Annotated in this window: 24 protein-coding genes, 1 other RNA gene, 1 pseudogene and 1 riboswitch; of the genes and pseudogenes, 6 read left to right on the top strand and 20 right to left on the bottom strand. The window is 41.2% G+C overall.

Going from position 1 to position 24,547, the window contains the following annotated elements:
• Window positions 1–293 precede the first annotated feature (293 nt).
• Window positions 294–686, bottom strand: a pseudogene (locus tag NSS76_RS10185) (hypothetical protein); the annotation flags it as partial.
• A 265-nt stretch (window positions 687–951) separates the two neighbouring features.
• Between NSS76_RS10185 and NSS76_RS10190 the strand changes: the two are divergent.
• Window positions 952–1,809 (top strand): polysaccharide deacetylase family protein, encoded by an 858-nt coding sequence (locus NSS76_RS10190; protein WP_197172696.1) that lies wholly within the window; start codon window positions 952–954, stop codon window positions 1,807–1,809.
• 189 nt (window positions 1,810–1,998) lie between these two features.
• Here NSS76_RS10190 and pbuX read toward each other — a convergent pair whose 3' ends face one another.
• From pbuX to NSS76_RS10250, 12 genes are all read right to left on the bottom strand, one after another.
• Window positions 1,999–3,318, bottom strand: a complete 1,320-nt coding sequence (gene pbuX / locus NSS76_RS10195) for a xanthine permease PbuX (RefSeq protein ID WP_197172695.1) — start codon at window positions 3,316–3,318, stop codon at window positions 1,999–2,001.
• Window positions 3,315–3,899: a xanthine phosphoribosyltransferase gene (gene xpt, locus NSS76_RS10200; protein ID WP_125587080.1), complete on the bottom strand. Its 585-nt coding sequence runs from the start codon at window positions 3,897–3,899 to the stop codon at window positions 3,315–3,317. The genes pbuX and xpt overlap by 4 nt, the downstream gene beginning before the upstream one ends.
• Window positions 3,900–4,016: 117 nt before the next feature.
• A riboswitch (purine riboswitch) is annotated at window positions 4,017–4,116 on the bottom strand.
• Window positions 4,117–4,252: 136 nt separating this feature from the next.
• Window positions 4,253–5,758, bottom strand: coding sequence for a carboxypeptidase M32 (locus NSS76_RS10205; protein WP_025093083.1), 1,506 nt, complete (start codon window positions 5,756–5,758; stop codon window positions 4,253–4,255).
• Between the two features lie 125 nt (window positions 5,759–5,883).
• On the bottom strand, window positions 5,884–7,821 hold the full coding sequence (locus NSS76_RS10210; protein ID WP_024422761.1) for an ATP-dependent DNA helicase: 1,938 nt from the start codon (window positions 7,819–7,821) through the stop codon (window positions 5,884–5,886).
• 75 nt (window positions 7,822–7,896) lie between these two features.
• Entirely contained in the window at window positions 7,897–8,094 is a 198-nt protein-coding gene (locus tag NSS76_RS10215; protein WP_024422762.1) for a hypothetical protein, read from the bottom strand.
• Between the two features lie 105 nt (window positions 8,095–8,199).
• Window positions 8,200–9,354, bottom strand: a complete 1,155-nt coding sequence (locus NSS76_RS10220; RefSeq protein ID WP_056767100.1) for a THUMP domain-containing class I SAM-dependent RNA methyltransferase — start codon at window positions 9,352–9,354, stop codon at window positions 8,200–8,202.
• 108 nt (window positions 9,355–9,462) lie between these two features.
• Window positions 9,463–9,849, bottom strand: an RNA gene (rnpB, locus tag NSS76_RS10225) — RNase P RNA component class B.
• Window positions 9,850–9,910: 61 nt separating this feature from the next.
• Complete coding sequence (gene gpsB / locus NSS76_RS10230; protein WP_012010336.1) at window positions 9,911–10,216, bottom strand: cell division regulator GpsB; 306 nt, start codon at window positions 10,214–10,216, stop codon at window positions 9,911–9,913.
• Between the two features lie 75 nt (window positions 10,217–10,291).
• Window positions 10,292–10,834 carry a DUF1273 domain-containing protein gene (locus NSS76_RS10235; protein ID WP_056767102.1) on the bottom strand — a complete coding sequence of 181 codons (543 nt, stop codon included), beginning with the start codon at window positions 10,832–10,834 and terminating at the stop codon, window positions 10,292–10,294.
• A gap of 48 nt (window positions 10,835–10,882) precedes the next feature.
• Window positions 10,883–11,122, bottom strand: a complete 240-nt coding sequence (locus tag NSS76_RS10240; protein WP_073206049.1) for a CotD family spore coat protein — start codon at window positions 11,120–11,122, stop codon at window positions 10,883–10,885.
• Between the two features lie 316 nt (window positions 11,123–11,438).
• Window positions 11,439–12,686 (bottom strand): ribonuclease H-like domain-containing protein, encoded by a 1,248-nt coding sequence (locus NSS76_RS10245; protein ID WP_024422764.1) that lies wholly within the window; start codon window positions 12,684–12,686, stop codon window positions 11,439–11,441.
• A gap of 24 nt (window positions 12,687–12,710) precedes the next feature.
• Entirely contained in the window at window positions 12,711–14,957 is a 2,247-nt protein-coding gene (locus tag NSS76_RS10250; protein ID WP_056767104.1) for a DEAD/DEAH box helicase, read from the bottom strand.
• A 159-nt stretch (window positions 14,958–15,116) separates the two neighbouring features.
• Between NSS76_RS10250 and NSS76_RS10255 the strand changes: the two genes are divergently transcribed.
• Window positions 15,117–16,235, top strand: coding sequence for an NADH-dependent flavin oxidoreductase (locus tag NSS76_RS10255; RefSeq protein WP_024428115.1), 1,119 nt, complete (start codon window positions 15,117–15,119; stop codon window positions 16,233–16,235).
• A gap of 54 nt (window positions 16,236–16,289) precedes the next feature.
• On the opposite strand, the gene NSS76_RS10260 is transcribed toward NSS76_RS10255, so the two are convergent.
• Window positions 16,290–16,796: a PTS sugar transporter subunit IIA gene (locus NSS76_RS10260; protein WP_024422767.1), complete on the bottom strand. Its 507-nt coding sequence runs from the start codon at window positions 16,794–16,796 to the stop codon at window positions 16,290–16,292.
• Between the two features lie 169 nt (window positions 16,797–16,965).
• On the opposite strand from NSS76_RS10260, the gene NSS76_RS10265 reads away from it, so the two are divergent.
• Window positions 16,966–17,385 carry an Hsp20/alpha crystallin family protein gene (locus tag NSS76_RS10265; RefSeq protein WP_056767106.1) on the top strand — a complete coding sequence of 140 codons (420 nt, stop codon included), beginning with the start codon at window positions 16,966–16,968 and terminating at the stop codon, window positions 17,383–17,385.
• 19 nt (window positions 17,386–17,404) lie between these two features.
• Here NSS76_RS10265 and NSS76_RS10270 read toward each other — a convergent pair whose 3' ends face one another.
• The 3 genes from NSS76_RS10270 to NSS76_RS10280 all read right to left on the bottom strand — a co-directional run bounded on the left by NSS76_RS10270 (window position 17,405) and on the right by NSS76_RS10280 (window position 18,638).
• Window positions 17,405–17,866: a YppG family protein gene (locus NSS76_RS10270; RefSeq protein ID WP_024422769.1), complete on the bottom strand. Its 462-nt coding sequence runs from the start codon at window positions 17,864–17,866 to the stop codon at window positions 17,405–17,407.
• 108 nt (window positions 17,867–17,974) lie between these two features.
• Window positions 17,975–18,355, bottom strand: a complete 381-nt coding sequence (locus NSS76_RS10275) for a YppE family protein (RefSeq protein WP_226340828.1) — start codon at window positions 18,353–18,355, stop codon at window positions 17,975–17,977.
• A gap of 49 nt (window positions 18,356–18,404) precedes the next feature.
• Window positions 18,405–18,638, bottom strand: coding sequence for a DUF5446 family protein (locus NSS76_RS10280; RefSeq protein ID WP_223251001.1), 234 nt, complete (start codon window positions 18,636–18,638; stop codon window positions 18,405–18,407).
• 197 nt (window positions 18,639–18,835) lie between these two features.
• On the opposite strand from NSS76_RS10280, the gene sspM reads away from it, so the two are divergent.
• Window positions 18,836–18,940: an acid-soluble spore protein SspM gene (gene sspM, locus NSS76_RS10285; protein WP_024422772.1), complete on the top strand. Its 105-nt coding sequence runs from the start codon at window positions 18,836–18,838 to the stop codon at window positions 18,938–18,940.
• A 24-nt stretch (window positions 18,941–18,964) separates the two neighbouring features.
• On the opposite strand, the gene NSS76_RS10290 is transcribed toward sspM, so the two are convergent.
• The gene (locus NSS76_RS10290) at window positions 18,965–19,921 is read right to left on the bottom strand and encodes a DUF2515 domain-containing protein (RefSeq protein ID WP_341082110.1); all 957 of its coding nucleotides are present in this window, start codon (window positions 19,919–19,921) and stop codon (window positions 18,965–18,967) included.
• Between the two features lie 46 nt (window positions 19,922–19,967).
• On the opposite strand from NSS76_RS10290, the gene recU reads away from it, so the two are divergent.
• Together recU and NSS76_RS10300 are read left to right on the top strand one after the other, a co-directional pair.
• Window positions 19,968–20,603, top strand: a complete 636-nt coding sequence (gene recU, locus NSS76_RS10295; protein ID WP_024428112.1) for a Holliday junction resolvase RecU — start codon at window positions 19,968–19,970, stop codon at window positions 20,601–20,603.
• 19 nt (window positions 20,604–20,622) lie between these two features.
• A complete protein-coding gene (locus NSS76_RS10300; protein ID WP_056767113.1) occupies window positions 20,623–23,340 on the top strand; it encodes a PBP1A family penicillin-binding protein in 2,718 nt (905 codons plus the stop codon).
• Between the two features lie 36 nt (window positions 23,341–23,376).
• Here the strand turns inward: NSS76_RS10300 and NSS76_RS10305 are convergent, their stop codons facing one another.
• Together NSS76_RS10305 and nth are read right to left on the bottom strand one after the other, a co-directional pair.
• Window positions 23,377–23,886 (bottom strand): YpoC family protein, encoded by a 510-nt coding sequence (locus NSS76_RS10305; RefSeq protein ID WP_025093074.1) that lies wholly within the window; start codon window positions 23,884–23,886, stop codon window positions 23,377–23,379.
• Window positions 23,883–24,545, bottom strand: a complete 663-nt coding sequence (gene nth / locus NSS76_RS10310; RefSeq protein ID WP_024422776.1) for an endonuclease III — start codon at window positions 24,543–24,545, stop codon at window positions 23,883–23,885. Before nth ends, NSS76_RS10305 begins: the two co-directional genes overlap by 4 nt.
• Window positions 24,546–24,547 lie beyond the last annotated feature (2 nt).

Genomic DNA, 24,547 nt, shown 5'->3' on the forward strand with positions numbered 1-24,547 from the left:
CCCTATCGAAAAAAGGATATACATGCCAAAACGTCACAATTCAGTCAAAATATTTTCCTCCGGCTAACTTTTTGTCTTGACGACAATTGATAAATATTGGATAATATAGGTGAAAACATGATGTAGTTTTCCTCCTTCACAGGTTCGTTCTAAGCCAAGCGAACCTGCTTTTTTTATGCAAAAAAACACCTCTAAAAGAGAAGTGTTCAGACCGTAGAACCCCCCTTACTTTAAATAAAAGTGGGGGTTTCACTATAATTATAAAGGGTTTACGCTGGACATAGTGTTTTCCATGTATGATTTTGACTTGGTGTATAGTTAACTAGAAAAGAACAAGTTTTACAAACCTCTGAACCGGACACATATTGTTTAAATCCTTCTCTAGTCGTTGTACGGTAAGAGAGAATTTGCCGATATGGGCACAATATGCGTCCATACACGCATTCATTCTTTTTAAAATAATCTGCTGCTATTCTCGGACGAATGTAAGGCTTGACAGGTTTATCTCTTGATCTATAAAAAGTTAGCTCTGATTCAGTTGTACTGACTTTGATTTCTTTTGTTTCTTCTTTATTTTGTAGTGGTAAGAACTTTTCTCTATGATTTTTGAGATTAATCGCCTCTGTCTCCACTTTCCACATGAGCACCCTTTTTTCAATGAAATCGTCATTATACAACACTTTCATAAGGAATCTCCCTTTCGCTTCGAATTAATGGTCAAATCTGCTGCTATCTTAGCGTATAAATATTAACGTTTCGATCATTATTCGGAATGATTTTATTTAAACATGAATGGATCACCTTTTTTGCTGATCAACACAAAGTAACAACCATATAAAAAGGATTTTTTCCACTATATACTTAATCAATATGAGTACCAAGAAAAACAGTGAAAAAGAAAGGATCTACAACATGGTTCGGCTCTAAATTTAATTGACTGGAGTGATTGTAATGAAAAAGGTTTCCAGAAAAAAGACACCCTACAACACGATACTTCTCTCAAAGGTAATTGGTTTAGTGCTTCTTACACTGTTTCTCTTTTTTATCTGGGATATGTCTAAACCCCATTTGCAGGCGACAAATGGGCAAGCAAAAAATGTTGCCAGCAGTGACTTCCGTGACACAAGCATCAGTCTGATAGCAAAAGATCAGTCTACAAGAACATTGGATACACATTTTAAGACCAATCCAAACCAACAGGCAACGAATAAAACGGTCTTTTTAACATTTGATGATGGTCCTTCTGCTACATCAAATCAGCTGTTAAATGTATTAAAAGCACATCACGTGAAGGCGACGTTCTTCATGCTTGGACCGCAAATTCAAGCACACCAATCAACTGTGAAAAGACTTTATCAAGAAGGACATCAATTAGGTCTTCATGGCATGACGCATGATATAAACCTCTTTTATCAGAACAGCGAGTCTCCCGCAAATGAAATGAGAGAAGCTCAGCGTATTCTTGCCTCTGTTACAGGCGTCTACAGCCGTCTTGTAAGAACCCCCTTTGGCAGTGTTCCAAATTTAACATATCATCAAAAAGTACGTTTAAACCAAAATGGCTTTATTTACTGGGACTGGACGATTGATAGCCTTGACTGGAGATATAAAAACTCACAATATGTTCCAGAGGTATTGAATCAATTGCAAATGTTTGAGAAAAATAAACCATGGGAACCAAAAGTTATATTAATGCATGATCAACCCTCTACCACAAACTATTTAGATAGCCTGATTATACAGCTAAAAGCAAGGGGCTATACATTTGCAGTCATTAACGAAACAATGCCGCCGGTACAACATGAATAGTGCTAATCACAAAAAGCCCGTATCCAAAAGATGCGGGCTTTCAGCTTGTAGACAAACCCTCACACGCTCCTTCCTAGGATCCTAGGACTTCAAAGGTTTTTTATCAAGCTAAAAAGAAGACAAAGAGCTAAAATAAAAGGTCATTTTAGCTCTTTGTCCATCATCTGAACCCCTCTCCAAGAGAGGGGTTTACATAACAGATTGCTTAGGTTCTTCTACCAGGTCATGCCCGGCTTCTTTTTTAAAAGGAATCATGTGATAAATAATATGAAGCAAAATAGCGGTAAAGCTTCCGGCCACAATGCCGTTACTTGTTAATAATTTAATCGAATCTGGCAGATGCTCAAACATTTGCGGTACGACAGTAACTCCTAAGCCGATTCCCACGGAGCAAGCGACGATCAGCAAGTTCTCCTGCTTTGCAAAGTCCACGCGCGAGAGCATTTTAATACCGTATGCAATGACCATGCCAAACATGGCAACCATTGCACCGCCAAGAACTGATTTTGGAATAATCGTCGTAAAGGCAGCGATTTTAGGAAAAAGACCAAATAACATGAGCAATGCCCCTGTGACGACAATGACTTGGTTTTTCTTGACGCCTGTTAACTGGATCAATCCAACATTTTGCGAGTAGGCTGTATACGGAAAAGCATTAAAGATTCCGCCTAATAACACAGCAATCCCCTCTGCCCGATAGCCTTTAGCCAAATCCTTCTCTTTTAATGACCGGTTTGTTAAATCACCTAATGCGAAATAAACGCCTGTTGATTCAACTAATGACACAATCGCAACTAACGTCATGGTCATGATCGGTGCAAATTCAAAGGTCGGCATCCCAAAATAAAATGGCTCAATCATACGGAAAACCTGAGCGTTTGCCACCTCAGCTGTTTCCACTTTCCCCATAAACGCAGCAACTGCTGTCCCAAGAAGAATACCGATTAAAATGGCGATCGCCTTCATAAATCCTTTCGTGAATCGATAGAGCAGTACAATGATAAACAGTACAAGGAAAGCGAGTCCTAGATTTTCAAAAGAACCATAGTCCGCACTTCCTTCTCCTCCTGCCATATTGTTCATCGCTACAGGAATGAGGGTGATACCAATAATGGTGACGACAGAACCAGTGACAACAGGCGGGAAAAATTTCACAAGCTTTCCAAAGAAAAATGAAAGAAGAATGATAATACATCCTGAAGCGATAATACTTCCATAGATAGACGAAATCCCATACTTAGAGCCAATCGCAATCATAGGCGAAACCGCAGTAAATGTACAGCCTAATACAACGGGCAGACCGATCCCAAAGAAGCGGTTTTTCCATACTTGAAGCAATGTGGCAGCCCCGCACATGAAAATATCCGCCGAGATTAAGTAAGTCAGCTGTGCAGGCGTGAGCCCGAGCGCATCTCCAACAATGAGCGGTACAAGAACAGCACCGGCATACATCGCCAGCACATGCTGAATACCCAGTGAGAGCATTTTGACTTTTTTAGCGGCACTCATGATTGTACCTCCCGTACAAACGTGACTTTCCCTTCCTCAAGTGATTCAATACGTGCGAGCGACTCAACGCGGTAGCCCATTTGCACAAGCGCATTTCTTCCAGGCTGGAATGATTTTTCAATGACAATGCCAAATCCGGCTACTTTCGCCTTCGCCTGCTTTGCAATCGCAGCCAGTCCTTTCGCAGCTTCACCATTCGCTAAAAAGTCATCGATGATTAACACACAATCATTTTCACTAAGATGCGTATTTGAGACAGCAATCGTGCTTTCTACTTTTTTTGTAAAAGAGTACACACTGGCTGTTAACAGGTTATCCGTTAATGTGAGTGATTGACGTTTTCTTGCAAACACAACAGGTACTTGAAGAGCAAGTCCAGCCATCACAGCAGGTGCGATGCCAGAAGATTCAATTGTGATGATTTTTGTAATGCCATCATGCTGAAATAATCTAGCGAACTCTTGTCCGATCTCATGCATTAACACAGGATCAATTTGATGATTTAAAAAAGCATCTACCTTTAACACTTGATTTGACAGAACGATTCCTTCGTTCTCAATTTTTTGACGTAACAATTCCATCATTCTTCCCCCTAGCATATTGGCAAACATTCAATTTTTGGTATAAAAAAAGCATTGCTGTCCATGAGGAGCAAGCAATGCGAAAACGATCAACGGATCTTCAGCTCAAACAAGAGCTGTTTCATTTTGCTCACTCATAGTCGGACCGTATCGGTGTCCGGTAGAAACTTGCGTGCCATCATCACGCGATTATATGAGTGTTATAGTGTTCAAATTATAACAAGATTTCAGACGCTTGGAAAGCACTTTTCTAGAAAAATACCGAACTTAAATAATAGATCAGAACAAAATGTTCGTTTTTAGAATATTCAAGCATCAAAAAAGCACCCCTCTCATGAAAGGGTGCCCTTCTTTTATGATAAATACAGTTTCGTATATTTATCCGTTAAGTAGTCGATTAAATATTGCACATTTAATTCTTCACCTGTTGCATCTTGAATAATTTCAGATGGCTTTTTCCGTTTACCATGCTGGTGAACATGTTCCGTCAGCCATTCTTTTATCGGTGCAAAAGACCCAGTTTGAATGAGCTCATCAAAATTTGGTAAATCTTTGATCATTTGCTGCTTTAATTGCGCTGCATACATATAACCAAGGGCATATGAAGGGAAATAGCCAAAGCTTCCATCAGACCAGTGAACATCCTGCAAGATACCGAGTGCATCATTAGGAGGCGTAATACCAAGATACGCTTGATATTTTTCATTCCAAAGTGCAGGCAAATCTTCAACTGCTACTTCTTCATTGAAAATCGCTTTCTCAATTTCATAGCGGATGATAATGTGAAGCGGATATGTCAGTTCATCGGCTTCAATTCGAATGTAAGTCGGCTTCGATTCATTCACTGCATGCACAAAGTCTTCTAAAGAAACATCTTTAAATTGCTCAGGAGAAGCTTCTTGCAGCTTTTGATAATACGTTTTCCAGAAATCTTCGTGTCTGCCGATAAAGTTCTCAAAGAAAAGAGACTGTGATTCATGGATACCCATCGAAGTCCCATCACATAAAAGTGTTCCGCTCAGTGCTTCATCAATGTTTTGCTCATAAATCGCATGACCACATTCATGAATCGTGCCAAAGATCGCCATTCGAAAATCATGCTCATCATAACGGGTCGTCACACGTACGTCACCTCTGCTTAACGTTACAGCAAAAGGATGGACTGTTGTATCAAGGCGGCCTGCGTCAAAGTCATATCCTAATTCTTTTAAGAAAAAGAGACTCAATTCCTTTTGTTTATCGATTGGGAAGCTTTTCGATAAAAATGAAGTATCCGGCTTATTAGGTGAGGCTTCGATTTTTTTCACTAGAGGAACAATAGCGTCACGAAGTGCACCAAATTTTTGATCAAGCTGTTCAACCGTCATATCTGGCTCATAGTTATTGAGCAGCACATCATAAGGCGTTTTTTTCACGCCCCAATATTGGATGAAACGCTTGTTAAAGTCAATAAGCTGTTTTAAGTATGGTGCAAAGAGTGAAAAGTCTGATTTCTCCCTTGCTTCTACCCATACATGCTCCGCTTTTGATTGCAAAATCGAGTATTCTTTAAATTCTTCTTTCGGAATTTTACTGTTTTCATCATACTCTTTTTGTGATAATTCGAGCGCCTTCTGTGTATCTTTTGACAGCTCATCTCGATGTTTGTTTAATGCGAGAAGAAGATCTCTCATTTCATCAGAAGTCTTCATATTAAAAATATCACTTGATAATTGACCGATCGTTTCAGCTCTAAAATCCGCACTTTTTTTAGGTGCTTGTGTTCTAGAGTCCCAATAAAGTAAATGGAGCGCCTCTGTATAATGGGCGATTTTCCCTAGTAATTGATAAAACGCTTTCTCAGTTGCTTCAAGACTCATGCGTTTGTTCCCCCAATCAATAAAATATGTATGTACGTTTCAAGGCTACTTCAATGAATGTTCTTTTGTCAATGAAAAAGGAGGATACACCGTGGTATCCTCCTCATTTGCAAGTTTTCACCTATTTAAGATGTGATGATGGGCTTCACTGGCAGGACGGATTCAATTTTACTTTGAAGCTTAGTATCTTCCTGACGATCAAAGTAAATATGAATGCTTCCTGCGTCTTGGCTTGTCCGGATCAGTCTTCCGATCCCTTGGCGTAAGCGAAGCAGCATATACGGAAGGTCAACTTCAGCATGTGCATCCTTTGCTTCATTCCGTTTCGCTTCAAATACTGGATCATGCGGCGGATAAGGAAGTCCCCAGATGATCACATTCGTTAATGATTCACCTGGAATATCAAGCCCTTCCCACAGATGAACTGAGCATAACACGGATGTCTCATCAGCTTGGAACTTTTGAACAATCGTGCTGATTTCCTCGTCTCCCTCAAAATATACGTCAAACGGCAGTGATTCATTTGCTGCTTCAAGTTGTTTTCTAAAGAAATGAAGTTCATCAAATGAAGGGAAGAGAATCAGAGATCGTCCTCCATTTTCTTTCAGCTGAGTCATCACTTGCTGTGCTTTTGCCTCTTGCTCAGCGAGCTGCTGAATTCCATGGAAATAAATCTTCATTTGTTCATCGTAATCATACGGCGAAGCGACACTCATTGATAAGTAATCTTTAATCCCAAGACTTTCAGCTAAATAATCAAAGGATTGATTCTCAGACAATGTAGCGGAAGAGAAAATATATGGTCTTTTTTGAGAGAATACTTTTTCGCCAAGTACCTCTGCGACCGTCTTCGGCATCACAACAAATGTTGTATCTAATTCCTGTTTTTCCAGCCAGCTAATGGCATTTTTTTGATAAAGCGATAAAGAATACGCCATTTGTTCAATGTATTCTTCCACAACAGATAATTCGTATTGATCGATCGTATACATCTCAGATTCAAACACGAGCGCTTCTCCGATTTTTTCAAGCAAGTCACACAATTCACTTGCAGAACGCTTCACCTCATCGACACGCCCAATTTCAAGCCGGTGCGAGCCTTTGACTTCTTTGGCATGCGTTTTTAAGAGATAAAAGAACTCATCGTTTGTTGCAAGTGCATCTTCAACAAGCTCTGCAAATTCTTCGCGTATGTCGTTTTGCAAAAGACGTTCCAAAAATGTTTCGAGCGTTGATTGCTTCACTCGGTACGTTAACGCTTTTTGTGCGGCAAACTCGAGAAGATGTCCCTCATCAAATACGACGGAGCTATGCTCAGGAAGCAGCGGAAGCTGACCCTCACGTTTCCGGGATTCCTTCGTCCACACATGCTCCATGTAAAAATCATGTGAACAGATGATGAGATCTGTCGCTTTCCGGTAATGATCTCTTGATAAATTCAGACCGCAGCGATGACGCATATCGCACGTCAGGCAGTCCTGAAACGAGTCATAGCCAATTCGTGACCATTCATCATTTGATAACTCTGGATACTCTTTTCGATCGCCATACGGATAAAAGGTTTGCATGCCATGTGATTCATGAACAAATGAAGGCAGTGATTCATAAATATCGAGCCACTTTTCATCATCTTCACGCTGCATCGTTTTCTCCAGCTTTTTTAAGCATAAATATTGATCATGCGATTTACTTAATCTCGCATCTATTTGAATATCAAGGTGATTGGCAATTTTATAGATATCACCTTCTTGTTTAACGAGCTGTTCAATTAACGTTTCGTCTGCACATGCAATAATCGCAGGCTTCCCTGTATACCTTGCATATGTGACGGCAAATAATAAATAGACGATGGTTTTGCCTGTGCCTACCCCAGCTTCGGCAAACATCACACTTTTTTCTTTAAAGGCTCTTTCTAGTTGAAAAGCCATAAATATTTGTTCATCTCGAAGATCAAAGCCCTTTTCTGGCAAAATGTCATAAAACACATCACCAATCCAGTTGCCCAGTTCTTCGTAAAAATTGTGTTCTTTTGATAATGAAAAAGGCAAACGAGATGCTGTCACCTGCTTCAACCCCCAACTTTTGAATCATTCAGACATTCAATAGTACCATTTACGCTGGGGAAAAACAATCTTTTTTTATGAGCGCAGGCGATGCTGATAGCTTTCCTTCATTAAAAATGCATGCTCAGAACGTTCTATGTATGCCTGAGCCAGCGCCAAATCTTCAATGGCTGCCGTAAGCTGAGCAGATTGTCCACCTTCATGCCCTTCAATTTCTTGAGCAGTCGAAGCGAGTGCTTTTTGGATTAACTGAATTTGATCATAATGAATCATGAAGACACCTCTTTTTTTAAAATCAAGTTCAGTTTATTCCGTCTTGCTGAGAGTTATACCTTTTCAGCATAAAAAAGCCGCACCTTCTTTCGGTGCGGCTCTTTATTACGATTCAGTTGATTGCTTTCTAGGCGGGCGTTTTCCCCAATATTGATAATAGTCTGTTTTGATAAATCCGTTAAACAGTTTTCTCTTTTTCGTCGCTTTTCTTCCGAAGCACTCTTCGAATTTTTCGTGTGACGTCAAGATGTAAATGGACCATGTATCTAGGTTCTTAAACGCTTCACCCATTCCTTGATACATTTTTTCAACTGCTGGTTTATCACTCAGTCGTTCACCATAAGGAGGATTTCCGACAATCACACCGTACTCTTCTTTTGTTTGAAAGTCTTTTACTTGCATTTGTTTAAACTCAATCAGTTCACTCAGTCCTGCTTCTTCTGCATTCATTTTTGCGATATCTACCATACGATGGTCGATGTCACTTGCAATAATGCGGAGCGGCTGATCATAGTTTGCTTTTTCTTCTACTTCCACACGCGCTTTGTTCCATACGTCTTCACCGATCCATTCCCATGATTCAGACGCAAAATCCCGGTTAAATCCTGGGGCAATGTTTTGTCCTATCATCGCTGCTTCAATGGCGATTGTTCCTGATCCGCAGAAAGGATCAACAAACGGACGGTCAGGTGTCCAGTTCGTTAATAAGACGAGCGCAGCAGCAAGCGTTTCTTTAATAGGTGCTCCGCCTTGATCCATGCGGTATCCGCGTTTATGAAGACCTACACCAGATGTATCAAGCGTAAGAACCGCTTTATCTTTTAAAAGAGCGATCTCGATTTTATATTCAGGTCCCGTTTCTTCAAGCCATTCAGACTGAATGTTGTAGGAGGATTTAAGCTTTTGCGCAATGGCTTTTTTGACGATGCGCTGGCAGTCCGGCACACTGGCAAGCTGAGATTTAACAGATTTCCCGATGACAGGAAACGTACTGTTTTTTGGTAAAAAAGCGGCCCAGTCAATCGCTTTCGTCCGTTCAAAAAGCTCATCAAATGTTTTAGCCGAAAATTCAGCAACTTGTACCTTGATCCGGTCTGCTGTACGCAGCCAAAGGTTTGCACGGCAAATCGCAAGAGCATCCCCCTTGAAAATCACTTTTCCGTTGTCGACTGTGCACTCATAGCCAAGGTCTCTTACTTCTTTTGCAACAATTGCTTCAATTCCCATTGGAGCTGTTGCGATGAGTGTATAGGTTTTCATTGATTTATCACCTGTTTTCTCGTCCTTTTATGTATTCAAGATAAAAGCTCTCCATATGTTGAAATAGGAGAGCTTTGTTTCATCATGTTTATTATAACGGATTTAACGTTCTGTAAGCCATGTTTTGTTCCATCGTACTGCAAACGGCAAATGCCTCGTACTCAGGTGGTAATCATCTATCTACAGAATTCTCTGTCCTTCTCTCCGTTTGGTTCCTTTGAGAAAGTTCCCCTACCAAGTTTGGGTTTCTCGCTCGAGGGGTTTACCGCGTTCCACTCTCACCATTTCTAGTGAGACTTCGTCACTGTGGCACTTTCAAGGATACTTTGCCATATCCTAAAAAGGACGTAGGCATTTTTCCTGCCGTCAGCCTTTCCCAGGCTGCCCTGGCTTATTTTTTCGCCAGGCACGAACACTACGGGCATCTCAGCACCGTGCGAGCATGGACTTTCCTCTGCAATGCCCTAAATAGCATTACAGCGATTACCCGAACGTTAATCAATAAGCGTTATTATAAACGACAATGACATCTGACACAAGCTTTTTTCAGCAACACTCAATCATAAAGTTTGCTGCCGAAAACGTGTTTCTCAAGGTTCGATAGTCTTTTTAAAATATCAAAGTTTGTTGTATTAGACTGTGCAGGCTGTCTTTTCCCTTGTTCAACAGCTTCTTCAAGCTGTTTTGACAAGTGGAGGTTTTCTTGTTGAAGTTTTTCGATTTCTTGGTTGAATGTCTCATAGTCTTTAATGACCATATCTAAAAATTTATCGACTTCTTCTTGTTTGTACCCTCTGACACCTGTTTTAAATTCTTTTTCTAAAATTTCTTTCGCAGAAAGCTTTACTTTATCAGCAAGCATCTTTTTCACCTCATATCGTGAATTCATAGTATATTTTTTCAGAAATACGTGACGTTGTCAAATTTTCTCTTGCTTTTAATCAAAAAACGGATCTTCCGCCTCAACCTGCGCTCTTAGATCATCCATCGTGATGTACATAATCGGGTAATCGGTATAGGCTTCCGCCTCCCTGATCATATACTTCGGCGATCCCTCATGCTCGGGATCATATAAGACGAGAAGACCATCTGTTTTTTCAATAAAAAAGCGGTTCTTTTGTTTAAATTGTGCCGGACTTTCGTACGGTCTATGCGTGACACTTTCTACAAAATCGGCCTGTGCAAGAATTCCTTCATACAACACTTTGTTTTGTTCATTCCAGCGCTCTTCCTGTTCATAAAATGGCGTAATGACTGCAAGTTTTAACGCTGGATATTCCTCCTGAAGCTCAAACACCACTTCGGCTGTCCAAATTTCTGCCCCAAGCTGGCCTGATATGAGAACCCATTCCAGACCTTCTTCGATAAGGGCTGTCAGCCTTTTTTGAAGCTCCGCTTTTATGTATTGAAGTGCAGGCTCGTCTTGTTTGAATATCCCAAGCTCAAACGGCTTGTACCCTGTGACAGCAATAATTTTCATTTTTTCACCTGCTTTTAAAAAATGGGACTTATAAAAGTCCCATTCACTTTATCTGTTACAGCAAGGTCCACCGCAGTTAAAGTGTTGATGTGTTGTCGGGTCCACCTGAGAAAACGTATGCGGGAAGTAGTGAACATGTTTGAAATTATGGTGGTGAACATTTGTCACATGCTGCGGGTGGATATGCGGCACAATTGTTGTTGACTCGCTGTGTGTACAGCAATGATTCGTCGGATGAACAATTGGCTGTGTAACATTCGGATGGCAATGATGGTGATGATGGTACATGTAGCATTCCCCTCTCCTTTATTTTCTTACATTAACAATGTATGAATTAAGAGGTGTACATGTACTAATGCATTAACCTATTTTAAAAGTTGGCAAGAAAAATATCTTTATAGTTTGAAAACACAAAAGCGACCAAAATGACCACAAGAAAAAACAAGTAGAAAAGACCCTTATACATGCTATACGCTCCTCATTCAATATCTAACGTTATTTTACAGGATTCGCGGACTTTCTACAATAAAAGTGCTAAACAATTTTTATTTTCGGCCGAGAGCCGAACGTTGTCATTTTTTGCGCTTTCCCGGGTAATAATATTTCATTGCCCAGCTTTTCTCAATAGCCGTTTTTTTCGTTTCTCAAGCTCTTTTGTGTCTCGCTCGCTTAACGATGAGAAAGATAATAAAGATTCCGTGATGGAAAGAGCTGACCTTGCATCTTTTTGGCGATGCTCTTTACACTTCGCAAGCTCTATACCCGCTTTTAATGCTAAATGGACATCACTTGATTCAAATAATGTTTCCCAAATTCGAACTGCTTCATCCCACTCGTTTAGCCGTTTATATTGTAAGGAGAGATCAAAAGCCGCCTGATTGGCATGTTCAAAATCAGCACCTGTTAATTCCCGCAAATGCTTCGTAGCTTCCTGTACATCACGATGCGCAAGATGCCACCTAGCCAGCGCGTATTTCTCATCGTGCTCCTTTACTGCATCCATAGATAGAATTTTTTTGGATAGATGAATGTAGAGGCTGATTAACGAAAGGACGTCTAATTCATTATGAGTCAAAATCCCTTCAATGAGCTTCGGATTTTGTTCCTTTAAAAAGTGAAAATAGATCATCGGTGCCAAAAAACCCGGTGTGTCTCCTTCCCGGTGAACGTGCAGCTCTTCTTTTTCAACCACAGACAGCGCCATTCGTTCATATTTATGCTTCCACAACCGTCTTGACCCATGCAGAAGATCAAAGTGGCCAAACTCTGGAAGCGCAGGGATTTGATCTCGCAGCAAAGTATGTCTCGTTTTCACTTGCGGCCAATCGAATGATTTTCCATTATATGTAACGAGTGATTCTACGTTCACTTCATCGAGAAAGCTTTTATAAAGAGCCGCTTCATTTCCCGGATTTGTGAGCAGGTGCTGTTTCACCACTACTTTGTCAGCAAAGACCCGCGCATGTCCTAGCAAGAAGATCATATTTCCCGTTCCGCCAGATAATCCAGTTGTTTCTGTATCAAAGAAAAACAGTTCATGCGGCTTGTAACCTTTAGCCGATAGAGAATGCTGGATGCTGCTTTTGTTCCATGCCTCGATGATCTTTGGCAGTTCCGCAAACGAGTAGAGTCCATGCTTATCATCTAATGAATAGGTGACTTCTCGAATGAGACAAAAAGAATCCTCAAAGTGATAAGGAGCTGCTCCCAATTGCTCCCATTCCTTTAAAAATGGAATGTTATCGGCCGTCACAGGCTGAGGTTGCCCTTCCACTGCTTTTTGCCTTTTTTCGTTTGGCTGGTTGTGCGATAGGTGCTTCTTCATTCGATTTAATTTCCCTTTTAAAGACATGAGTAGGTATCTTCCTCCTTCCCCTTAAAATACAGACATCAATTCAACAATGCTGCTTTTTCCGCTCACCTCTTTCATTTCCATGCCAATGCAGGATGGACAGCCGTTCTCACAGCGGCACCGCTCTATCAGCTGAATGGCTGCACCTGCTATTTCATCGAAACGAGCTTGGACTTCTTTGCTTAAACCGATTCCGCCAGGGTAGTGGTCATATAAAAAGACTGTCGGTTTACCGGTATGTGCCGCTTTAATTTGTGAAACAACATGAATATCTGAGCGGTCACACATCACAAAAGCAGGTACAATGTGCTGAAGAACATTTGCGATGCCAAGCAGCAGCTGTTCAAGTGTCTTCTCTTCAAATCTCCGCTCTGCCTCGTGTAATTCAAACCAAGCCGCACTCGTATGAATTTCTTCTTCCGGTAAGTGAATCGGTCCAGACCCGATATTTTCACCAGTACTGAGCCGGATTTTTTTGAAAATTGTTGGCATTGCGTTGACAGTCACATCACCGTAGTGAACAGATACTGCTTCTTTCTCTGTTGTCTGATCGATTTCCAGTACCTTGAGCTGAACAGCTAAATTCGCATCTGTATAGTATTCTACATCTACTTGTTTCACATAAGCCTTCAAATGCTCGTAATCTAGCTTTTCTACTTGATACTGAACCCCTTCATGTAAATAAATCGCCTCATCATGAAGCAGTGTCATTGCACTGAATCGATCCATCTCTCCAATAATCCGAACATTCGCTACGTCGGATTGATCCACAATTACCACATTTTCTTGGCTTGCAGACCGCAGGCTGATGCCATGCGCTGGGAACGATTGATCTGACCAATAATACCGGTTCCCGCTAAAATGAAGAACCCCTTCCTCATGTAAGTATTGCAAAATGTCCTCTACTTCCATGCCGCCAAACTGTTCATCCGTCCGAAATGGCAGCTCGTAGGAAGCACATTTTAGATGATCCACTAAAATAATGAGATTTTCAGGATTGATTCTGGCTGCTTCAGGCGGTCTATTAAAGAAATATTCAGGGTGTCGGACAATATATTGATCAAGGGGTGAGGAACTTGCCACCATGATAATGAGCGCCTCCTCATGACGCCTTCCAGCACGTCCTGCCTGCTGCCATGTACTCGCTACACTGCCAGGATACCCCGTCATAATGCATACCTTTAGCTGACCTATATCTACCCCTAATTCTAGTGCGTTCGTGCTCACGACACCTAGAATGTCTCCTTCTCTTAACCCCTTTTCAATCACGCGCCGCTCTTTTGGCAAATAGCCTCCGCGATACCCGCGAATCGATTTTGGACCAATTTCTTTTTTCACAAGCTCTTGAATATGACTTAAAATCACTTCTACTCGTACTCTGCTTCTAGCAAAAACGATCGTTTGAATTTTTTCTTTTAAAAATGTTTTAGCCAATTGGTTGACGACAGTGGCAGCGCTTTGTCTAATATTTAATGGTTTATTCACCACCGGCGGGTTATAAAACACAAAATTCTTTTTACCGCTAGGCGCTCCGTTTCGTTCAATAAGATGCACTTTGCTCCCTGTGAGCTGCTGCGCCAGCTCTTTTGGATTTGCAATCGTTGCGGAAGTACAAATGAAAATCGGATCACTTCCATAAAATGCACAAATACGTTTTAACCTGCGAATCACATTAGCCACATGACTGCCAAAAACGCCTCGATATGTATGAAGCTCATCAATGACAATATACTTCAAATTCTCAAATAAACTGACCCATTTCGTATGATGAGGCAAAATAGCTGAATGCAGCATATCTGGGTTTGTGATGACAATATGTCCTGCTTGTCTGACTCGCTGCCGAATGGCCGGGGAGGTGTCCCCGTCATATGTTTCACTATGAATCGGAACATCCATCTCGTGGATGATCTCGTTAAGTTCACTCTTTTGATCCTGTGCGAGCGCTTTTGTTGGAAATAAATAAAGAGAGCGGTTTGTCTGGTCTTCTGCAATCGACTGAAGAACAGGCAGATTGTAGCAAAGCGTTTTACCTGAAGCTGTTGGTGTAACCGTTACTACATGCTCACCATTCATTACTCGTTCAAAGGCTTCTTTTTGATGAATATACAGCTCTTTCACGCCTCGTTTTTCAAGCGCCTTTTTTAGCCTGTCGTCCACTCTTTCAGGAACGGGTGAGGTCTGTGCAGGCTTTGCTTCAATTTCATGCCAATGTTCTACCTGTTCGTCTTTCTTTAATTCTTCTATCAGTTCGTTCATTGTTTTCTTTTTCATATTGCGTCCACCTCTCATTCTAGTGTACCGAATATTTGTTTGCATGACTAGGCGGCAATTTTTTGATGCGGACTTATGAGCAAATACTTTGAACTGTTGTAACAGTATCTATTACACTTCTAAAGTGAAATGATTTTATCAAGGAAGAAGATGATCAGATTGAAAAACGAATTTAAGCCTTTATTTGAACCATTTACGTTTCCAGGAGGCGCCTCTATTGATGGCCGGTTAGTGGTTGCTCCAATGACACACTTCGGTTCTCATGACGACGGCACCATTTCAAAAGACGAAATTGACTTCATTACAGCTAGATCAAGTGAAATGGGCATGGTCATTACAGCATGTGCGAATGTGACTCCAGATGGGAAGGCATTTGAAGGACAGCCTTCTATCGCAAGAGATGAAGATATCCCTGGCCTGAAAAAACTGGCTTCAGCTATCCAGGCAAAAGGAACAAAAGCCATCATTCAAATTCATCACGGCGGCTCTCAGGCTCTCCCTCATTTAGTTCCAAACGGTGATGTGGTTGCGCCAAGTGATGTGTTTAAAGATGGAAAACAAATTGCACGCGCTTTAAAAGAAGAGGAAATTACGCATATTATCGACTCCTTTAAAGAAGCGGCAAGACGAGCGGTTCAAGCAGGGTTTGACGGCGTGGAAATTCACGGGGCAAACGGTTATTTATTACAGCAATTTTACTCACCGCATAGCAATCAGCGTACAGATCAATGGGGAGGAAACGAAGAAAAACGTCTAGCTTTCCCTATTGCTGTTGTAGATGCAGTTAAAGAGGCCATCAAAGAGCATGCGGCTAAACCGTTTATCTTTGGATACCGGTTATCTCCTGAAGAACCAGAAACTCCTGGTTTAACAATGACAGAGACGTTTACATTAGTGGATGTTCTCAAAACAAAAAGCCTCGATTATTTGCATATCTCTTTAATGGAGATTGGCTCTAAAGCAAGACGAGGCGCAGATTCTAATAAGACACGTATGGAACTGCTAAAAGAACGCTGCGGCGATGCTCTTCCGCTTATTGGAGTAGGCAGCGTCATTACAGCTGAAGATGCACTCCATGCTTACAATCAAGGAATTCCTCTCATCGCTGTCGCACGAGAGCTGATCGTCGACCCAGATTGGGCAAAGAAAATTAAAGAAGGCAGAGAACAAGAGATTGAAACCGTCATTAAACGCAGCCAAAAAGACAAGTATCTTATTCCAGAAGGATTGTGGTCTGTCATGGAAGCGAGTCAAGGCTGGGTTCCAATGGAGGATTAATGTTCTCACCTCAATAAAAAACTACCCTATCAATGGGTAGTTTTTTTTCATGAACTATTTCATTTTCACTGTAAAGAGCTTGGACGTCTGCTTTTCTACAGAGCCTTTTGGTTCTTTATCAAGTCGTTCGATAAGGTCACCGTTCATAATCACAATCGGTGTCACTGTACTTGACGCTTTCTCTTCAATCAGTTCTAAATCACACGTAATAAGAGGATCCCCGATTTTCACCTTATCCCCTTCTTTCATGTGCGCTTCAAATCCTTCACCATTTAACCCAACTGTTTCAAGTCCGATATGAATCAGAAGCTCAAGCCCCGAGAGTGTTCGAATGCCAATTGCATGTTTTGTATGGAAGAGCTGAATGATTTCACCCTCTACTGGTGACACAATCGTCCCACTTTTTGGTTTTACTGCTACGCCGTCTCCCATCATCTTTTGAGAAAAGACGGGATCTGGTACATCAGTCATATCCATTAACTCTCCATCAACTGGAGAATAAATGACTTCTTCCTTTACATCATCTTGGTTTTTTCCGAAACCGAATAATTTTTTCAGCAATGTCAATTTGCTCCCTTCAAGCTTTGCTTCCTAAATCTATTTCGTGTATGAAACTTTACGCCCATACACCTTGCTTCATTCAACACTATTTAATCATAATTTTTTCCTCTCATCAATTGATAACCGCCTGAGCCCCCTCTGCATAGGCTGTAGATGAGAGGTGATTCAGATGAAACATGAAGGCGAAAAAAAACATGAAATGCTGGCAAATGAAGATATGCTATATGAAGCGATTGAACAATTTTTTGCATCCTCCCCGTTTCACGAGATATTAAATAGTGCAGAGGCACTCATGACCACATCGCATTCACTTGCATCCATTACGACCAATGTGACAGAGGATGAACAGAATGTGTATATCGAGATTCAATTTCCAGACCATTTTGTCGAAGGAGACATTGCGCTAGAAGTAAAAGCCCAATATTTACACTTATCAGTACAGGAAAAAATCAAAACGAATACGACTACCTCGTATTCAAGTTTTACTAAAACGATTTTAATGCCGGCAAAAATAGATGAGACAAAAATGAAGAGTGTGTGGAAAGATCAATCGCTTCATGTGTCTGCGCCAAAGCAAACAACCCAATAGTTCAATCTATTGGGTTTAGCTATGCTTTAAAAATGCTTGTAAATCCTTTCGCCAATGAGCCTACTTGATTCATTGTACTCATCATTTGGCCAGCTGTATCAAACATTTTGTTAAAATCGTATTGCCCATTCGTCTTTTTGAATTGTGACAGCACACTTTTAAATTGAGATGGCTGCTGTTTTTGCGGCCTTGGCAATGGATAAGGGTTCATAGGCGGCTGCATGGGCATCATGCCTGGAGGCGGCTGCATTTGGGGTGGATTCATCGCTTCAGGCGGCTGCATAAGCGGCACGTTTTCTTGGTATCCATAAGGCGGCTGATAAACAGTAGATGGTGCCTGATTCATTCCCCCTCCACCTTGATACGGCGGCATGAAATAGTCTGGAGGCTGCGGAGGCTGCTGCTGCATCTCTGGATACGGAAAAGGCCTTTGCTTGAATTGATTGAATTCATAAGGCTGCTGGTTTGAATAAGGGAACATCTATCTCGCTCCTCTCGCTCTCAACACATATTGATGTCACTCATATATTATGACCAAGAGCAGAAGATGTGCCTAAAGAAGCCATAAGAAAAACGCAGCATCATGTCTTTAGCTGCGCTTTTTGATTTCTTCTATTAAAAGGTTCAGAGTGTAAACCACTGACTCAACTAAATTTTTTACACGGGGTGCGTGCTGTTTACCAAAATAAGATTGCAGGACAACCTCTTTACCATTTTCTTTTACGGCTTCAAGCTGTTCTTGGTGTAAATATCTAGGTTTGGCCTGCTCAATAAACGAGATCGCAGCGGTGAGCCACTCCTCCATTTTCTGATCAAATGTAACAACGGCCGGCTGAATATCCGTATAAAAATCATACGATGGGTATTCCTCTTCAGCCTTTCCCTTTTGGTACTGCTTATACGCTTCTTCGATCCATATTCTCAAGTTTTGTGTATGTTCAAGTAATGTTTGATTATCCAAAGTGTTCACCTCTATGAACCATCCTATCAAACGTTTACCTATTGCTCAAATAGAAAAGCTATCCGGCGTGATATGCCGGTCTTGCTGCCAGTTTATACTCGGCTGCATGAAGCTTCACTTCACAGTCCTTTACTTCTGATTCAAGCCGGTCAATTATTTGTTCTTGCTCTTCTATCGCTGCACGTTTCGTCTGCTTCACAGCAAGAGACAGCTCTTCCTCCACCGCATCAATTTTTCGCTCGATTTCCTCTAACAACTGCATAATGGATTCTTTTGATACAAATTCGCTCATCATCAGATTCCTCCTTTATTGTCTCTCGTTACATTCTCTTTTCTTTCTCCCCCTCCTTCACACATGACAAAACTAGAAGCAAATCGCCAATCTAAGTGTAGATGAGCGCTATTTCTTCCTTTTCGACAGATGCTTGTCCTTCTTTGTATGATTGCGTCCGATTGTGTAAATTCTAAGGACAAAAGGAGGTAGATTTCATGAAAAAGCAGCCAGCACCAAAAGAGCAAAAGCCAAAAGGGAAAGAAAACAGTCCAGATCAGCTTGATAAAAAGCTCGGCGGTCCTAATCGTCCATCAACGTAAAAAAAAGCAGGCACCCCCTGCTTTTTATTTATGCAAAAAATAGTGCTCTAATGAGAAAAGAAAACGAAGCTGTCTTTTTTTATGGAAATACCAGTCGGTCAGATCAATCTGCTTTGGCAGCGGCTCTGCCTCAAATAAAGATGGACTCAATTTCTTTTGAAACCAATCTTCCCTTTGATCGTCTAATGAATGTGTCATCACCGGATAAACCGTCCGAAGAAAAGGTGTTGACCTTCTAGCGATCCCTAAAAACGGCTCAAAATCAAACCGAGACCCCGTATGCGGAACGGTATGCAAAAAATGATAAAAATCCGAAAACAAATCGGCTCGAAATAATAGTTTCGCTAGTTTTTTACCTAATGTAATGCGCTCCTTTACATTGGAAAACTTCCGTATGGTTATGCCGTACAAATGCCCGTCCACCGTTGGAAAAACAACGGTTTGGAAATGTCCCCACTCGCTGAAAAGATATTGAATCGAGTGAAAAACATTCTTTTTCAGAAGAGGATTTTGTATAATAGGAGATTGTATAGTATATTGTTCATTTATGATGAGTGCATATAGCAGACGCTCTGTGTCACGCTTTAGCCAGAAACGTTCCCACTCAGCGCTCATAAACCGAGACACGGAGAAATAAGGAAGCAGATGAAACAAAGGTTGACTGCACCTTTTAGACCATTCATACAAAAGAAGCTGAGGGTAAGCATCCGAAAAGATCAGCCAATTCGCTCTTTCATATGCTGTGAAAAAAAGGTGCCCCTGCTGATCCGTTAAACCTGGATGGAAGAGCTCGCCCTTTAAATCCGTCATGGACCACCCAGCATTTCTCGAGACAAAGGAAGCGAGCAGCGACCATTTCATCTCTGGATGCCGGTCATAAAAGCGCTTGTAAGCATTTGTCCTCGTCAGGTTGTCTTTATTTTTTGCTTTCGTTTCACGCAAAATTTGCTGAGTGATGATGTGCTCTTCTTGGGACAACATGGTGATCTCTCCAATACAAAATGCATTAAAAGGAGGCTGAAACTTGATGATTCGGTATCCAAACGGAAAATCGTATCAGCCCATTCAACAAATTGGGACAAAAAAAAGAATCAGCGGCGAATCCTCTTATAGTAACCGCGGGATGACGCTTGAGGCTGATTTAAATGAAACGAACCAATACTATTTGGTCAACGGGATCGCAGTCATTCATAAAAAGCCTACCCCAGTTCAAATTGTGAATGTGGATTACCCAAAAAGAAGTGCTGCTGTCATTAAAGAAGCCTATTTTAAACAATCATCCACAACAGACTATAACGGGGTGTACAAAGGCCGCTATATCGATTTTGAAGCAAAGGAAACCAAAAGCACTACCTCGTTTCCGCTCAAAAATTTCCACGACCATCAAATTGAGCATATGAAACAGGTTGAAAAGCAAGGCGGCATTTGTTTCGTTATTATATCCGCTTTTGGCTCCGTTTATTATTTGCCCGCTTCAGATCTCTTTTACTTCTGGGAGCGGCAGAAGAAAAACGGCCGTAAATCCATTAGCAAAGACGAATTAATGGAAGCTGGCCACATAATGACACTTGGATATTCGCCAAGAATTGATTATATTAAAGTAGTGGAGACACTTCATTTTTCGGATGAAAGCAATCAGCAATTACGTTCGAAAAAGGTTTAACACGAAAGGTTGAGATGTGATGTCTGATCAATTTACAAGTCGTGAACAGCGACGTAAAGCAAGTCAAGTTAACAATAAGAAGCAAAAGAACAAAAAAGGCAAAAAGAAAGCAGGTCTATTTAAAAAAATATTTTTATCTTTACTCGTGATCGGTCTACTTTGTTTAGTTGCCGGAATCACAACTTTTGCCGTTTTTGCATCAAGCGCTCCTTCTATTGATGATAGTAAGCTTAAAACACCATACTCTTCAAAGCTTTATGATAAAGACAAGAAAGTGTTTGCAGAAGTTGGTGCAGAAAAAAGAACGTATGTCTCGATAAAAGATATACCCGATGTGGTAAAAGACGCATTTATTGCGACTGAAGATGCACGTTTTTATAAGCACCACGGGATTGATCCAATCCGTATTGGCGGTGCCCTTGTCGCAAACGTTGAGGACGGCTTTGGTGCTGAGGGCGGAAGTACCATTACACAACAGGTTGTGAAAAACTCCCTCCTAACCAATCAAAAGACGTTAAAACGGAAAGTACAGGAAGTATGGCTCTCGATTCAGCTTGAGCAAAAATACTCTAAAGATGAAATTTTAGAAATGTATTTAAACCGGATTTTCTTCTCTCCTTATGCTTATGGAGTTGGGAAAGCAGCTGAACAATTTTTCGGAGTCACAGATTTAAATAAACTAACCGTTGCACAAGCTGCTACACTTGCAGGTATGCCGCAGAGTCCTTCTGCTTATAACCCAGTGAAACATCCCGAGGCAGCGGAAAAACGCCGTAATATCGTTTTAAGCCTTATGAAAAAACAAGGCTACATTTCAGAAAAAGAATATGACGTTGCAAAAGCAACCCCTGTCAGTAAGACAGTTGTTTCAGCTAGTAAATATAAGAGCCAAAACTCTAGTAAGTACTCTGCCTACATTGAAGAAGTGATGGAAGAAGTACAGAAAAAAGCCAAAGTGGATGCATCAACTGATGGATTAAAAATCTATACTTCCCTTGATCGAAATGCACAGGATCATCTAAATGATATCATCAATGGAGATTCAGTTGGATTTACGAAAGGGATGCAGGCGGGTGTGACCCTGCTTGATACGAAAAATGGTGAAATTCGCGCCATTGGCGGTGGACGTGATGTACCAGCCGGCGGCTTTAATTATGCGACGGATGCAAAACGCCAGCCAGGGTCCACAATCAAACCGATCTTAGATTACGGCCCAGTCATTGAAAACAAAAAATGGTCAACATATCAGCAAATTGATGATGCACCGTATACGTACTCAAACGGTACGCCGATTAATAACTTTGACAGAAGACACTTAGGGAAAATGTCGATGAGAAGTGCTTTGGCACAATCACGTAACATTCCTGCCCTAAAAGCTTTCCAAGAAGCTGGTACAGACAATGCCGTTCAATTCGCTAATAACTTAGGTATGGACTTACCTTCTGACATTCCAGAGTCCTACTCAATCGGTGGATTTGACGATGGTGTCTCCTCCCTGAAGATGGCTGGAGCATTTAGTGCATTCGGTAATAACGGATACTATAACGAACCGCATGCTGTCACGTCTGTTGAATTTAATGATGGGACAAAGCTTGACCTTACGCCGGACTCAAAAGCAGCAATGAGTGATTATACAGCATTTATGATCACAGATATGCTGAAAACTGCTGTCCAATCTGGAACTGGTACACTTGCACAAGTACCGAACGTTCAAGTAGCTGGTAAAACAGGTACAACGAACTTTATAGAAAAAGATATTAAGACACACAATATCCCTTCTGGCGGTGCAAAAGATTCGTGGTTTGTCGGTTATACGCCGCAATATACAGCAGCCGTTTGGACTGGAATCGGTAATTCAAAAGATGCAGACGGCAAAGTATGGCTGAATGAAAACGAGCAGCGTGTTGCCAAAATTGTCTTCCAGCGATTAATTTCTCAAATTGATGATGGAAGCGGCTCATTTGAAAAACCAGACAGTGTCGTTGAAGCTACGGTTGAAAAAGGATCCGATCCTGCAAAATTAGCCGGACCGAATACACCAAGTGACAAGAAGACAACAGAATACTTTGTAAAAGGTACGGTTCCAACAAAAGTGTCTGACACTTTTGAGAAAAAAGAAGCCGATAAGCCTTCTGACTTAAAAGCGGTGTATGATGAAGAGAAAAAATCCATCACACTGACTTGGGGCTATTCTGACGACGCTGATGCTACATTTAATGTCAAGCAAGCAGTTGATAATGGCGGCTATAAAGATATTCAAAACAGCTCTGCTAAAGAAGCGGTCATCTCTGATGTGAAGCCTGGCTCCACTTATAAATTCCAAGTGACAGCCACTGTAGATGATGTCACAAGTAAAGCGGCTTCTACCTTCCTCACCATTAAGGATGACGCAGATGAGGAAGAAAAAGCGGATGATGAGAATAAAGAAGAAGAAGAACCGCAGCAGCCTGACGACGAACAGACAGACCAAACTGACAATAACAAAAATCAGCCCCCTGGCACTGATGAGCAAAAGCCTGATGACAAAAAAGATCAAGATAAGGATAAGGATCAAGACCAAGGTGGAAATACAGAAAACGGAAATAATGGTTCTTCAGAAAATGGCTCAGACAGTACAAATGGGAACAGCAGCAACTCGCAAACTGATAATAAAGATAAAAAGAAAGATGATGAGAAAGCCAACTCTCAAAGTTCCAATTCGCAATCAAATGCTACTTCTCGAAAAGAAGATGAATAATGAAAAAGCACTTGCCTCCTATGGCAAGTGCTTTTTTTAACGCTGCTGTCTGATTTTTTTTAATGCTTCATATTTTCCATACTGCTTTTTTAATTCCGTGTATAGCTCGTCCAATTGAATAAAGCAGTGATATTGAGTTGGTTTTAGCAAAATGAACTCTAAACGTTCCGTCCAATTAATCGGAGCAACAGGAAATGTCTCTTGCTTGATATGTTCCCATTCAAACGTTTGGACACTCTCCCCTTTGATCCAGTAAAACATCGCAATCATACTGACGATTCCTTGCAGCATATCATCTTCTTCACAGCGGGATTTTCTTGTTTGGAAACGAGGAAGCATTTTTTCTTTTAATTCGTCCCACAGCTCAAACATCACAGGAACAAATCCTTCCGTTTCCTGCCATGGAAACTCGTCTGTTAAAACTTCTGAAGATAGATCATATGCGAGCGGATTGGCTCTCAGTATATCTACTCGATCACCTTTAATCTCTACCTTTTTTTCTTTTAGCTTTTCGACATATGAGGTGAAAACAGCTGCCCCGCTCATGCCAGCTTCACCAATCCTTTTTTCAGCCTCTTCTGCCCTTCTCTGCACATATCAAGAAGTGGACACGATTCGCACTGCGGCCGCTGCGCCTTACAATGATATCTTCCAAAAAAGATTAGACGGTGATGCGTCACAGACCAATCTTCTTTTGGCACCTTTTTCATCAAGGTTTGCTCTACTTCAAGCACAGAATCCTTCCAGCGGCAGATGCCTAGACGCTTGCTGACTCGTTCTACATGTGTATCTACTGCTATTGCCGGTACTCCAAAAGCGACTGAAACGACGACATTTGCTGTTTTCCGGCCAACCCCAGGAAGCTTAACAAGCTCGTCCCGGTCCTTTGGTACTTCACCGCCATATTCTTCAATCAGCATTTTGCTCAACTTTTGAATGTTTTTAGCCTTATTTCGATAAAGACCAATCGAGCGAATATCTTGCTGGAGTTCTTCAAGCGGTACACTTAAATAGTCTTCTGGTGTTTTATATTTTTGAAATAACGTTTTGGTGACCTTGTTTACAAGCACGTCCGTACATTGAGCAGAGAGCGCAACAGCAATCACAAGCTCAAATGGGTTGGCATGAACAAGCTCACACTCAGCCTCTGGAAACATATCTCCTATAATATCTAAACACTCATTGATTTGTTTTTTTGATAACATGC

Origin of the sequence: Bacillus sp. FSL R5-0654, assembly GCF_038008745.1 — a bacterium.
Taxonomy (GTDB): domain Bacteria; phylum Bacillota; class Bacilli; order Bacillales; family Bacillaceae; genus Bacillus; species Bacillus safensis.